9 protein-coding genes, 1 tRNA gene and 1 pseudogene are annotated in these 13,501 nt (G+C 68.7%); 5 read left to right on the top strand and 6 right to left on the bottom strand.

The annotated features are described in order from the left end of the window. Positions 1 to 652 precede the first annotated feature (652 nt). Positions 653 to 1,402, bottom strand: coding sequence for a hypothetical protein (locus ABD932_RS32585; protein ID WP_345018259.1), 750 nt, complete (start codon positions 1,400 to 1,402; stop codon positions 653 to 655). A gap of 1,178 nt (positions 1,403 to 2,580) precedes the next feature. Here ABD932_RS32585 and ABD932_RS32580 point away from each other — a divergent pair. From ABD932_RS32580 to ABD932_RS32570, 3 genes and pseudogenes are all read left to right on the top strand, one after another. Next, a pseudogene (locus tag ABD932_RS32580) lies at positions 2,581 to 3,384 on the top strand (tyrosine-type recombinase/integrase); the annotation flags it as partial. A 99-nt stretch (positions 3,385 to 3,483) separates the two neighbouring features. Next, a complete protein-coding gene (locus tag ABD932_RS32575) occupies positions 3,484 to 4,053 on the top strand; it encodes a hypothetical protein (protein ID WP_345018257.1) in 570 nt (189 codons plus the stop codon). A gap of 523 nt (positions 4,054 to 4,576) precedes the next feature. Then, positions 4,577 to 4,930: a hypothetical protein gene (locus tag ABD932_RS32570; RefSeq protein WP_345018255.1), complete on the top strand. Its 354-nt coding sequence runs from the start codon at positions 4,577 to 4,579 to the stop codon at positions 4,928 to 4,930. Between the two features lie 100 nt (positions 4,931 to 5,030). Here the strand turns inward: ABD932_RS32570 and ABD932_RS32565 are convergent, their stop codons facing one another. Next, positions 5,031 to 5,822: a hypothetical protein gene (locus ABD932_RS32565; RefSeq protein WP_345018253.1), complete on the bottom strand. Its 792-nt coding sequence runs from the start codon at positions 5,820 to 5,822 to the stop codon at positions 5,031 to 5,033. A gap of 412 nt (positions 5,823 to 6,234) precedes the next feature. Between ABD932_RS32565 and ABD932_RS32560 the strand changes: the two genes are divergently transcribed. After that, complete coding sequence (locus tag ABD932_RS32560; RefSeq protein WP_126392313.1) at positions 6,235 to 6,510, top strand: hypothetical protein; 276 nt, start codon at positions 6,235 to 6,237, stop codon at positions 6,508 to 6,510. Positions 6,511 to 6,711: 201 nt separating this feature from the next. Here ABD932_RS32560 and ABD932_RS32555 read toward each other — a convergent pair whose 3' ends face one another. From ABD932_RS32555 to ABD932_RS32540, 4 genes are all read right to left on the bottom strand, one after another. Continuing rightward, positions 6,712 to 8,130, bottom strand: coding sequence for a Cys-Gln thioester bond-forming surface protein (locus ABD932_RS32555; RefSeq protein WP_345018248.1), 1,419 nt, complete (start codon positions 8,128 to 8,130; stop codon positions 6,712 to 6,714). Positions 8,131 to 8,390: 260 nt separating this feature from the next. After that, the gene (locus ABD932_RS32550; RefSeq protein WP_345018246.1) at positions 8,391 to 8,855 is read right to left on the bottom strand and encodes a single-stranded DNA-binding protein; all 465 of its coding nucleotides are present in this window, start codon (positions 8,853 to 8,855) and stop codon (positions 8,391 to 8,393) included. A gap of 343 nt (positions 8,856 to 9,198) precedes the next feature. Then, the gene (locus tag ABD932_RS32545; protein ID WP_345018357.1) at positions 9,199 to 10,962 is read right to left on the bottom strand and encodes a GTPase; all 1,764 of its coding nucleotides are present in this window, start codon (positions 10,960 to 10,962) and stop codon (positions 9,199 to 9,201) included. Between the two features lie 492 nt (positions 10,963 to 11,454). Beyond that, positions 11,455 to 13,062 carry a dynamin family protein gene (locus tag ABD932_RS32540; RefSeq protein ID WP_345018243.1) on the bottom strand — a complete coding sequence of 536 codons (1,608 nt, stop codon included), beginning with the start codon at positions 13,060 to 13,062 and terminating at the stop codon, positions 11,455 to 11,457. A gap of 321 nt (positions 13,063 to 13,383) precedes the next feature. On the opposite strand from ABD932_RS32540, the gene ABD932_RS32535 reads away from it, so the two are divergent. After that, positions 13,384 to 13,456 (top strand) — tRNA-Arg (locus ABD932_RS32535). Positions 13,457 to 13,501 lie beyond the last annotated feature (45 nt).

Here is a 13,501-nt window from a genome sequence, read left to right as displayed (position 1 = left end):
CTTGCCTGGATACGGGAACGCTGGTGGCAGTTCGGATCAATCGCTCGTTTTCGCGATCCACCAGGAAGGGGCCGTTGCCTCCCAGCCGAGGGCGCCGGCCGCTCTGCTCATCCCAGACTGCTCCCCAGTAGAAGATCCACCCGAATGACAAGGCTTCTACGCGCGAGATCTGGAGGTCGTACTCGACGTTGCCTCGTACGTCGTCGATCTCGGCTAGCACCAGTCGGCGTGCTTCCTCCTCAGTCAGCATCGCCCGATGATGACATGGCGCCTCCACACGCCCGGGACGCCTTGCACGCTCGCCTACGCCCGCTTTAGGAGCGAGGTGAGGCGTGTGTGGCTCTGACCTGCGAGACGTCCAGATAGGCGGACACGCGGTCAGCTACCCGCCGGCTACCGCAGTTCCCCGTGGCTCCCCGCTGGATCTGGCACGGGTGTGGCACGGGGAACTTCTGATCCGGGGCTCTACAGAGATCGGTCGGCAGCGGCCATCCCGGCCGATACGAGGCGTCGAAGGAACGCTACCCGACGGGGGCGGTCACCGTGGTTGCGGTACCGCGCTGCCGTACGCCTGCCTTTGTGCGCTCCAGGGCTGCTTGGTTTCTTCGTGCCAGCACTGCTGCAACCATGGCAGCAACAGTCACGCCCCAGGTCACGGAATTCCATCTACCCGAGCGGCTAGCCGACTTCGCTGATCGGCAGGAATGCGTTCGGCGTCAGGGTCAAGAAAATTGATCAAATCAATCAAGCTGGACTGTAATGCGACGAGCCGGGGGTGCCCTGCCATTGCCTCGATGTCCTCCGACAGGCCTTTCGTCCACTTAATAAATTCGGGATTTGTTTCGAGTTGCCTGCAGAACTCGACGTAACCGAGGCATGAATCTGCATCCCCGAGAGTGTCGATCATGATCTCCCCAATGGCTCGCTGTTCGCTACGCCAAACGCGGTAGCGGCGATCCCGGTAGTGGCCTGTGTTGAACACTCTGGCAATTTCCGACAAGAGTCTGATCAGCTCGCGATTGTCCTCCCTGCTGCCGAGGTCCAGGAACCGGATCCTGCGCCGCAGTATCTCGACCCAGCCCAGATAGTCACAGAAGACAAACAAGGTGCTAGTTTTTGCATACTCCCTTTCTCGCATCACTTTGGAATCCCGGCAGCGACGAAGGAAGTGCTGCGCCACGATGTTGTATAGCCGTGACTGTAGGTCGAAGGCGGCCCACAGTAAAGGGTCCCGAAAGCGGCTCATGACGTCATGCCGCTCTGCTTCTCGGACTATCTTGGTCGATTGGCGCGCAAGCTCTGCCGACAGAATGGATTGCCGCTTGGTAGTTATGGAGCTGAATATCGCACTTATCAGGGCGACAGCGGCTGAAATTACGGCTACCGTAAGCTCGATGCCCATGTCGCGATTCTGACCCATCGACTTGCCGCCTGCATCTGGGGATGATGTGAGCGCCCTGTCGGCGATCTCGGTAGCTATGTTTGCCCTGGTCGGCCTGGGTCGATACGGCAGGCGGGATGACGGCATCCCATTCTCATAACAGTGGCGAAGGCTCAGGTGAGGTAGGTCACCGGCCAGTGACGATAGCTGTACGCGACCGTCACTGTCTGCCCTCGTCCGGAGGCGTTGATGTCAGCAACGGATGTCAGCTCGACTCTGCGGAGCTGACACCTATGAGTCCTGGGGAGGGCGGATGTCGGACGTCACTGACTGGCTCGGCGCAGCAGGGGGCATCATCGGAGCCATCGGCGGACCTGCCGGCATGTGGGCCGCCTGGAACCAGCACAGAATGAACCAGCGGCGCCGGTTCGGCCCGCCGGAAGAACTCGTGGGCCTGCTGGGCAAGATCATCGACGTTGCCCACGATGTCACCTTCGGCTACCGAGATGAAGCCTGGTTCAGCGCTTCCGGACTGCAAGTGGCCTATGAACGGGTAGACAAGTTGTCACACCTCGTCACCGACGACATGCTTCGCCATGGCCTCCGCCTCGTCGCCACGAACGCACGCATGACGCTCCATGCGATCACGAACGAACATCAGTCCCCGGAACGCACAGTGACGACGGTCAGAACAAGTGCAGTATGCGGAAGAGACAGAGCGGTGGGCCAAGGACACGTTGCAGGACCTTCGCCATCAACTGTGACCCTCAGGTCGGCGGAACGGCCTTGCCCGCGAGCTGTCCCCTCCCACATCCTCAACCCACCACTCACCCCAGCTCCCATCCCGTCCGCCGTCGACCCACACACCGTGGAGCAGGCGTGGTTCATGGCGTCCAGGTGGAGCGCGCCACTGTACGAACGACCTGGACGCCATGGGCCGCGTCTGCTCGGCTCTGCCTGGGTCGATGGCGGACGGGATGGGAGCTCTCCACGCTCACCGCTACGAACCTGCGGCCTCGAACGGCGCCCCCTCCATCCCGGTGCCGACCGATCCCCCGCCGGAGGCTCGCTCTGACGGTGGCTTGCCCGTCCAGGTCTCTACGCAGGGCCGTAACTCGCTTGCGGCCCCAGGGCCGGCCCCGGCGCCGAAGGCGCAGAGGGGCCGAGCCCAAGGGGCCAGCCCGCGCTTGCGCGGGCCCTTGATCTTCGACGCGGTCTCCTCCGTGCTGAACGCGGCTGTAGATGACCGTCTGCTGGCCTCGAATCCCTGCCGGGCTCGATCGGTCAAGGCTCCCCGTCCGGCGCCCACACGCGTTCATCCCTGGACCGCTGGCCAGGTGTTCGGCGTACGAGCGGGTCTCCCCGACCGCTACCAGGGCACGGTGGATGTGGGTGCCAGGTGCGGCCTGCGACAGGGCGAAATCTTCGGCCTTGCCGACGACAACATCGGCGATCTCGGCTGGCTGTACGTGCGCCAGCAGGTCAAGAAAGTGCGTGGCACTCTCGTCTACGCCCCGCCCAAGCGAGGCAAGCTCCGTGACGTCCCCCTCGACCCCGAGGTGTCGGCCGCGCTCGGCGAGCACATGGAGCGCTTCCCGCCCGTCGATGTGACCTTGCCCTGGCTGACCCCGACCGGCCCCAAGGTGACGCACCGCCTCGTCTTCACAAGTGGCATCGGCGCAGCCATCTGGAGCCAAGGGTTCAACGACCAGGCATGGAAGCCCGCTTTGGCATCGGCCGGCATCATCCCGGTCCCCGAGAAGGGCGAGCGGTACGCGGCGGCCCGCGAACACGGCATGCACGCCCTACGCCACTTCTACGCCTCGGTCCTCCTGGACGCCGGAGAGAACATCAAGGCCCTGAGCCTCTACCTCGGCCACAGTGACCCGGGATTCACGCTTCGCGTGTACACGCACCTCATGCCGTCCAGCGAGACCCGGACCCGAAAAGCCATCTCAGCAATGTTCCGGGCCGCCGGTCACGACCGGAGCCAAGCGGCCTGAACGATGGACAGTCGAGGCATCGCACCAATGGAACGGGGCGTTCCCGGGCATCATGAGCTTGGCTGTCGACGACACATCCAGTCGAGCCGGGGGGCGGGCATGGATAACGGTCTAACCGCGCTGATTGCTGCGCTCGTTGGCGTGACGGGGACCTTGCTGGCTCCCATCTTCTCTCAGCGGATCGTCTTCCGATTTCAGGAACGACAGTTCGAACGACAGCAGCGGGCAGTGCAGGCACAGTGGACGCGCGACAGGGAGGAAACTCGCCTGTCCGAGCGGCGCGCGTGCTACATCGCAACCAACACGGCCTATCGCCGCTATCGCATCCAACTCATGAACTATCTGTGGGATGTCCATCAGGGCACAGTGACGCCCACATGCCGCGATGAGTTAGAGGCGGCACGCCATGCCCACCATGCCGCCTTCGCGGAAGCCCAACTGGTCGCCTCATCTGTCGTGCTGGCCGAGTTAGACGCCATAGCTAAGGAACTGGCCCAGGCATACCGACGAGTCAAGCGACTGGAGGAGGGGAATCCAGTGAGGTCGTTCGAGGAGATCGAGCAGGATCTTCAAGACCTCTGGGAACGATGGAAGCAGATGCGCGGCCTGATGCGAACATGCCTCGGCGTGGAAGGCCCTTCGTCACGCCCGCCCGCAAACCAGGCCTGAGATCGCACGACGGCCCAGAGACGGCCCAAGCTGCCTGAAACGGCCCCTCATCGGCGGGAAACCTGCTGGTGAGGGGCCTTTTCATGCCCTCTCGCGGCAAGTAACACCCCATCTTGCCGGATCGCCACCCCTGGGGGGAAACGGGTATGGGCGGGGGGCGCTGACCTGGGGTTCTGCTGGTGAGGGCGGTTGCTCCGCTCATCCGCGGCTCTGATCACGCACGCCGGCCCGGTGGGTGGGCCGGCGCCCGGACGGAAGATCGGCTCTGCGATCCGGCGCATGACCAAGTTCATCGTCACGGTGTGCCTGCCGCCCACCCGGCCACGAAAGCTTCCGGGTGCCATAGCGGCCGCCATGGCTCCGTACGACATCAACCTCACCGACGACCGGAACCCGGTCGGCCGGTGGGACTGGTGGGTCATCCACTCCGATACGGAGAGCCCCTACCTCGCCCTGCCCGCACACGACGGTGACCGCAGGCTCATCACGGCTTCCACAGTCCCCCGCAGGAAGGCCGGGCTCGATGCCCTCCCGCCCCTGGAGTGCTACGGCGGACCCCGGGGCCTGCTCGTCGGCCGACGCCAAGAGAGAGCATCTGGCCCAGCCGCTGGTGCAGGAGGTGGCGCAGCGGGCCGTCGCGGGTGACCCGTTCTTCGACACGTCGTTCCTGCTCAATGATCCGGTCGCGTACTTCGCGCAGGAGCACGAGGAGGCCCGCCGGCGCTCGGTCCAGTGCGCGGTGCCCGGCTTCGCCCTGGTGACCCTCGACGGCGCTTGGACGGACGCGGACAACGACGGCTATGGGGAGCAGGCCAACGACTGTCTCGACAGCCTCCATCCCGAAGCCGTCGTCGTCGACCTGCTCTGTCACAACTGATCATCGACGGCGGTGACCTGCGGACGTCGCCTCAGGGCTACGAGGAGGTCCCTGCCCGCCGATGCCACGGGCAGGGGATGGTCACGTCACAGGTCCCGGCTCACTTCACATCGACGAAGTCGGCCAGACCAGACCTGGCTTCGGTGAGGGACGTACCCGCGAAGTGGTAGCGGTACTGGCCGTCCGCCGTCGCCTTCACGGTGGTCGTGGCCCAGCCGTTCCGGTCGGTCTTGACCTTCTTCAACGTGGTGAAGGCGCCGCTCGTGCCCTTGCGGTACTGGAGCAGCACCTGGTGCCCGATGAGGGGCACGTCCTTGTGCTTCTCCCAGCTGGCGACGATCATCCGTGCCTTGACCGTGACGTTCTCGCCCTTCTTCACCGGCTCCGGGGTGGCGTTGGCCAGGGACAGGTGGGTCTTGCGCTTGATGCGTGCCAGGGGCATGTAGTCCTCGCGGGTGACGTTGCCCTCGCCGTCGACGGCCACGAAGTTTATGCCCCAGGCACCTGCGAGGGCGTTGCTGCGGATGTTCGTGTACGGGTCGGCGATCATGAAGGCCTCGCACTTGGACCAGTACTCGTCGACCTTCACACAGTTGCTGGACCCGACCTGCGCGATGCGCCCGTCGACTTCCGCCTCGGTCGCTCCGTGCTGCAGCTCGAACGACACGCTCTGGATGCCCGACGGGTCGTGGACCATCGCGGAGATCGGGAACTTGATCTTCCGTGCGGCCTCGACGACAACGGTGGAGTCGCGGTCCTGGTTGACCTCGATATCCCTGATCTGTGTGGGTGTGTCGTCCTGCTCGGCCCCGGCGGCCGGAACGGCGAGAGTGGTGACGGCCAGGGCGGCGCCGAGGGCGGCGGCGGTGGCGACAGTGGCGCGTATGCGCATGGTGTGGTTTCCCCCACGCTTGATGAATTGGGTGGTGACTTCACCTGCATCAGACAGAGGGGGCGTGTGGGGGGTTGTGCACTGTCGCCGACCCGACCCATCACTTAACTCTGGCTTCTCCTCGGGTTGGCGGAATCATCGACTGTCGGCCAACTTCCTTACGCGCCAGATGAATTCGGAAGCACAAGCAGAAGCGAGGGAGCCCAATCCCACGCCTCATCGGAAGCCTCAGGGCAGACCGCGGGCGTCCGGGTGCAGGCGTGCGGGTGCAGGCGTCCGGGTGGATCCGCGGCAAGATCGCGAAATTCGGCGTGCCGATCGGACATTTTAGGACCTTTTAATATTAGCTACCCATGACTGCACGAAATCGGTTCGTCACGGATCGAATACACCTCACTTCACCGGAGATGACATGCACAAGCTTCGCAAGGCTTCGGTCGTCGTCGCCGCCCTCGGCAGCGTCGCCCTCCTGAGCACGGGCACCGCCGCCGCGCAGGGCATGGACGGCCACGGCAACTCCATCCTGCAGAGCTCCAACTGCAAGTCGCACGACCTGAACCTCGACGTCCTCGGCCAGGTCGGCGTGCTCAACGGCGTTCTGGGCAACGCGCTCAACGGCGAGGGCAACTCGGGCGGGCAGGACACCCACCTCGGCTCGCAGATGGGCTGCAACAGCAGCGCCTTCTAACCCCTGACGGGGTCCGCCGGCAGTGCGGACCGGTGCCCCATGGCACGAACTACCGGTGGAGTACGGACCGTGGGCAGACGGTCCCCGAGGTTCCGCCGATGGCAGTGCACCGGTACCCCGTGAGCCGTGCTGGCCTGGAACAAGTGAGGGGGCGGTCCGTGACTGGCGGACCGCCCCCTCACTTGCGTGGGAACTCCCACCTCAGTCCCGAGTCGCCGCTTCCTTCTTCCGTACGAGCACCAGGGCCGCGCCGCCGATCAGGACCAGGCCGATGGCGAGGCCCCCGATCAGCGGGGTCATGTCGGAGCCGCCGGTCGCGGCGAGGTTGGTGTCGTCGGTGGTGGTACCGACGGTGGCGGGGCTGGGCTCGCTGAGGGTCTGGGTGTCGGGGCCCGCAGCGTCGGCCTCGGTCACCTGCGTCATGCAGTCCAGCACGCCCGTGAACCGCTTCGCGAAGCCGGCCGGGCCCTGGATCGTGAAGTCGTACGCCTGGTCCTCCTGCAGCGGGACCGTCACCGTCCGCGACTCGCCCGCCGCGATCGTGTACTCGATTCCGAGCAGATCGAAGGTGAACGGCGCGTCGCCCTCGTTGGACGCGGTGATGTCGACACCGCCCTTGTCGCAGTTCTCCACCGCGGACAGCGCGGGTATCGCACCGGTCTGCGCCCAGGTCGCGCTCGCCGTCGCCGAGACGGTCGACTCGCTGGAGCCGGCCAGGATCTGCGTCTGGCTGCGGCTCTCGGCGGCGAAGGCCCGCCCCACCGGCACCGTCGTCGAGGCCTGCACCGTCAACTCGGCCTGGCCGTCCGCCGCCTTCTCGGGCACCTCGAAGAACACCTGACCGCCGTCCACCGCGGACGTGACGGGCTTGCCGTCCTTGTCCACGATCCGCACGCCGCTGGTGGCCGCGTCCGCCGGCGGCGTCACCGTCACGCTCTCGGCGTCGGTGCGCACCGTCACCGGACCGAGCCGCTCACCGGGGTGGCCGGAGACCGCGGGCGGGTCGAGCGTCAGCGACGCCCTCGGCTCCGCCACGTCCCGCGCGCTCTTCTCGAGGTAGTCCGCGAGCTGCTCGGCCTGCGGGTCGAGGGCGTCGACGTCCACGCCGTCCGAGTAGCGCCAGATGGCCACCTGGGTGCCGGCCGCCGCGTCCTGCTCGGTGAGGCCGCCCTTGACACCGGCCCTGCCGGCGAGTGCCGCGAGGTCGTTCACCTGCGGGTAGGAGTTCTGCAGGATCCAGCGGATCTTCCCGGCCTTCTTGTTGGCACCCAGCGAGGTGCCGCTCCAGGAGGTCTCGTGGTACCTGGCGTCGCGCTGCGTGGGGTTGTGGATGTCGACGCAGTACGTCTGCAGGGTGCCGCCGCCGTCGACGGACATCTCGAACAGGCCCGCCGAGATCTGCTGGTCCCCGGAGTCGGCGTGCACGACCGCCGCGCCGTAGGTCTTCAGGCCACCTATGGTGGCGGTCGCCCCACCCTGGCCCTGCGCGGTCCCGTCGGCCGCGGCCGGGCCGGCACCGGCCACCACCGTGGCGGCGACGAGCCCGGACACCAGGGTCGAGACGGCGAGGCGGGCCGCCCCTCGCCCCCGCACCGACAGTGCAGAGAACGCAGCAAACACAGAATTCCCCTTCGAGCAGGACCCGTTGACGTCGGGGAAAGGTCCCACCAGCAGAATCACCAGCCCCGAGAGCTCTGCCCGGCATCCTAGGTACGCGGCGCACCACGCTTCCCTGGGATCCCGTCAGAGGGCCGATCCGACTCGGAATCGTTATCGCCAAGATCCCTTGCGAGCAGGGCTTATCGACAAATCCCCCTGGGTCGTTCGGAACGCATTCGTCGATAAGCCGCAGTTCGGTCAGCCTCGCAGGGTGACTGACGTCACGTCACCGCCACTGGTTCCGGGGCCTGTTGGGAGGCGCCGTCCGCGGGTGGCGTCTCCCAGTCGGGCTCGGGCCGGTCCGGTGCCGCGGCCGCGCCGGGCTCCGGCCGGGGAGTGCGCCGGAAGGCCGAGGTGCCGCGGGCGAGGTCATGGCCGATCGCCACCGCGTCGATGTCGGCCGAGGTCCAGCTCTGCCCCTCGCGGACGTCCGACCGCACCTTCAGCCTGCCCTGCACCACGACGGGGTCGCCCACGTTCAGCGAGCCGGCGGCGTTCGTGGCGAGCTGCCGATTGGCCCACACCGTGAAGAAGTTGGTGTGCCCGTCAGTCCATTCGTTCTTCGCTCGGTCCAGGTAACGCGAGGTCACCGCGAGCCGAAAACGCGCGGACGGTCCCGTCGCGAGCTCCCGGTACACCGGCTGTGTCGCCACGTTGCCCACCGCGCAGATGGTCGTCTCGTTCATCCTCGAACCCCTCCCTGGCCCGGCCACTGCCGCCGGGCCGATACGCGTACGGGCCCGTCCCGTACGGCTGCGTCCGACGTGAGGCGGCGCGCACGCGACGGCTCGCGCCGCGTCGTCCTCACCGCCGTCACCGCGACCGACCGCACCGTCGCGATCGCCGCGAAGCCAGACTGCCTCCGTCGGGCCGGGCCCGCCGAGCCCTGTGGATCACCGCCCGTCTGTGGAAATCTCCGCCACTCGAAGGGGTGATCCACGGCCGTTGCCGCAGGACCTCGTCCCCAGGACACCGCCTCTCAAAAGCCCCCGGACACCGCCTCTCAGAGGCACCGCCCCGGACCCCGGGTCACTTCACCGCTCCCCCGACCCCCATCACCCGCCCGTACTGCTCCCGAACCTCCCGATAGCGCAGCAACTCGGCGGCCACCGGATCCAGCACCCGGGCCCGCCCGCACCCGGCCGCGGCCTCCCGCAACCGCCGCTCAGCCTCCAGGCCGTACCGCCTCGCCGGCCCCCGTGCCGCGATCCGGCAGCCCCACTCGACGAGCGGCCCGCCGACGATCCCGGCCACCATCAGCAGCACCGGCACGCCCAGGTTCGGCGCCATGACCCCGACGATCTGCGCCACCAGCCACAGCCCGCCGACGATCTGAAGGATCGTCATGGCCGCCTGGACCAGTACGGCAGCCGGCCACCAGCCCGGCCTCGGCGGCCGCCCCGGCGGCAGTCCGGCCCGCGCGGCCAGCTCGTCCAGCGCCTCGGGCAGCCCCTGGGCCCCTCGTACGGCCGCCTCGCGCACCGCCTGCGCCCAAGGCGCGGGCAGCCCGTCCGACGCCTGGTCGGCGACCGTCCGCACCGCCTGTTCGACGCGCTGCCGCGCGGTGGCCTCCTCGTCCGTCTGCATCCGCAGGGAGAGGCGTCCCGTCGGGGGTTCGCCCCGGTCCTGGTACCAGCGCCACAGCCGCAGCCACGGCGTCCCGCACGCGCGGTTGGCGTTGCGCAGCCAGGCCCGCTCGGCCGCCTCGCCCGCCGCGGTCGCGCCGATCGCGTCCGCGAGCCGGGCGGAGAACTCGTCCCGCGCCTCCTCGCTGAGCCCGGTCCGCCGACGTGCGGCGTACACGGGCCGCAGCCGCCACCCCGCTGCCTCCACATCGGCCGAGATCCGCCGTGCCGCGGCCCCGCGGCCCGCCACGAACTGGCCGAGCGCCTCCCGCAGATCACCGACGCCGTCCCCGGTGAGCGCGGACAGCGCGAGCACCGTCGCGCCCGGTTCGCCGTGCTCGCCCAGCGCGATGCCGTCCTCGTCGAGCAGCCGCCGCAGGTCGTCGAGGACCTGGTCGGTGGCCTCGCCGGGCAGCCGGTCGGTCTGGTTGAGGACGACGAACATGATCTCGGCGTGCCCCGCCATGGGCCGTAGATAGCGCTCGTGCAGCACGGCGTCGGCGTACTTCTCGGGGTCGACGACCCAGATCACCGCGTCGACCAGCGCCAGGACGCGATCGACCTGCTCGCGGTGCTGTACGGCCGCCGAGTCGTGGTCGGGCAGGTCGACCAGGACGAGCCCGCGCAGCTGTCCGTCCGCGGCCGCGCTCTGTGCCGGGCGCCGCCGCAGCCGCGGTGGGATGCCGAGCCGGTCGATGAGGCCGACCGCGCCGTCGCTCCAGCTGCACACCAGGGGCGAGGCGGTCGTCGGCCTACGTACGCCCGTCTCCGAGATGGTCACTCCGGCGAGCGCGTTGAACAGCTGCGACTTGCCGCTGCCCGTGGCGCCGGCGATGGCGACGACGGTGTGCTGCCCGGAGAGCCTGCGTCGCGCCGCCGCCTCGTCGAGCACCCGGCCCGCCTCGGCGAGCGTCTTGTTGTCGAGCCGGGCGCGCGAGAGCCCGACGAGTTCGCGCAACGCGTCGAGCCGGGCCCGCAGCGCCCCGTCGTAGGCGAGCGGCATCACGAGCGGCCGCCCGGAGGCCCGCGTCTCCGCGGCGACGGGCGGCTCCGCGGGGGCGGTCTCAGTCACCCGCCGTGCGATGAGCCCGTCGTCCCAGGGGGTCGAGGAATCCGTGCCGGAGGGGGCGTCCGTGCGGGCGGAGGACTCGGGGCGGGAGGCAGTCACCGGGTGGGACGACGACTCCTTGCGGGACGAGGACTCCCTACGGAGCGAGGACTCCTTACGGGACGAAGAGTCCTTGCCCGAGCCGGTGGCACCCGCGCCCCCGCGCGCGTGAGCGCCGCCGTCCTGCACGCGTGCGTGGCCGCCGCTCGGCTGCTCCTCCCGCTTCCCGCGCTTCCTCCACAGCTTGCGCTTCTCCGGCTCCTCGGCCGCCACGGAGCTCTTACCCTCGCGGGACTCCGCCTCCTCGACCGCGGCGGAGCCCTCGCCCTCGCCGGGCTCGGCCTCCGCGGCGCGGTCACCCTCCGCGCGGTCACCGCTCACGAGCAGGCCGTCCTCGGAAGCGGCTTCCTCGGGGGCGCTGTTCTCGCGCTCGTCGTCGTGGTTGTCGTCCGTGGTGGCGCTGTCCTCCGGGAGATCGACCTGTTCCGTCTGTTCGACGTGGTCCGTCTGGTCCTGTTCCGTTTGGTTCTGGTCAGTGACGGCAGTCACCGGTCACCTCTTCTTCTGCAGTACGGACAGCGCGGCGATGAGTTCTGCCTGGGGGTCCGGGTGGATCTCCAGGGCGTCGAGCGGGGCGAGCCTGCGCTCGCGTTCGTTGTGCATGACCCGGTCCAGGTGCTCGGTGAGCAGCCGACCGGCCCGGTCACGCAGCCGCAGCGCCCCGTGCGCCCCGATCCGCTCGGCGAGCCCCTCCCCCGCGGATCGCGCCCGGCGGGCGCCGAGCAGCGCGGTGGCGACGAGGGCGGCGACGACCTCGGGATCCTGGACGACGCCGCGGTCGATGTCGTTCACCTCGTCCTCGGCGTACTCCTCGAGCTCGCGCCGCCACCGCCGTACGGCCATGCCGATGCGGTGTTCGACGCTCGTCGGACCCGGGTCACGGTTCATCAGCTCGGGAGCCTCTGCGGCCGGTTCGTGTCGCCAGACGTCGTCGACGCGCTCGTCGGCGGCGGTGACGGCGCACAGCAGGAGGGTGCTCAGGCTCTCCACCAGCGAGTCGAGGAGCTCCCCGGCGGAGCAGTCGAGCGGAAAGGCCCGCCAGCGTTTCAGGGCGTCACCGGCGAGCACGGCGCCGGCCTGCAACCGGCTCCGCACGCGCGCGTACTCGCTGTCGTACGCCGAGTCGACGGCTGCGGTGAGCCGCAGCGCGGCCGCGTACTGGGCGGCGGCGGCGCCGGCGAGTTCGGGCATGCGGGCCTTGAGGGAGTCGAGGAACCCCTGGGCCGTGCGGGCCAGGGCGTGCTCGCGTGCCGCGGGGTCGTTGGCGTGATGGACGAGCCAGCTGCGCAACTGCGCCACCGCCGTGGCCGGGAGCAGCCCGCCGCCCCAGGCCGACTCGGGCAGTTCGGGCACGGTGAAGCGGGGTACGTCGCCGAGGCCGGCCTTGGTCAGGAGCGCCCCGTACTGCCGCGACACCTCGGAGACGACCTGGTGGGGAACCCGGTCCAGGACGGTCACGAGGGTGGCGTCGTACTCCTTGGCGGTGCGCAGCAGGTGCCAGGGGACGGCGTCGGCGTACCGGGCGGCCGTCGTGACCATCACCCAGATGTCGGCCGCGCAGATGAGTTCGGCGGCGAGGGCGCGGTTGTCGGCGAGCAGGGAGTCGATGTCGGGCGCGTCGAGGAGGGCGACCCCGGGCGGCAGCGTGTCGGCGGTCTCCAGCCGCAGCACGCGCGCTGGATCCTCGCCGGGCAGCATCAGCTCCTCGGCCGGATCGTGCTCGGGGACCCACACGCGCGTGAGGTCGGGCAGTACGCGCATCCCGCTGAACCAGTGATGGTCCTCCGGATGGCAGACCAGCACCGGGGTCCGGGTCGTCGGCCGCAGCACTCCGGCCTCGGTCACGCGTTTGCCCACGATGGAGTTGACGAGCGTCGACTTGCCGGCGCCGGTGGATCCGCCCACCACGGCCAGCAAGGGGGCTTCGGGCGCTCTGAGGCGGGGCACCACATAGTCGTCGAGCTGCGCGAGCAGTTCGTCGCGGTTGGCACGCGCGCGTGGGGCCCCCGCCAGGGGCAGCGGGAAGCGTGCGGCGGCGACACAGTCGCGCAGCGCGGAGATTGCGTCGAGCAGCTGAGGCCGTACGTCCAAGGTCACCACATGCGAAGAATGCCCAATTTTAGGGGAATTCTGAAGCATATGAGCATGTCTGCGCGCCGACGGAACACAAGGGACGGAAGGGACGACTGAGACACAGGCACAGTCCAGGCATAACGAGTGCACAACACCCGGGGCGCAAGAGGCCAAAAGCGGTGCACGATTCGTACCTGCCTGCGATTATCAGGACCGCTTCACCGAACCTCCACATCGAGCCACGGAGGCGAAGCAACAGGGACACGGATGCGGGAGCCCTATCCTTGTCCCCGGCAACGTCACGGACCGACCCACACCCGGGCGCCAGGACCGAGCCCACCACGACCGGCCCCCGTAGCTCAGTGGATAGAGCAGGCGCCTTCTAAGCGCTTGGCCGCAGGTTCGAGTCCTGCCGGGGGCGCCCAGTCTCCGCCCTCCTTCGGGAGGGCGTTTTTGCTGTTCAGGA

Source organism: Streptomyces shaanxiensis (assembly GCF_039537145.1).
In the GTDB taxonomy this organism is placed as follows: Bacteria; Actinomycetota; Actinomycetes; order Streptomycetales; family Streptomycetaceae; genus Streptomyces; species Streptomyces shaanxiensis.
Note: the sequence above shows the minus strand (reverse complement) of the source record. Positions and strands in the feature narration are given on the sequence as shown.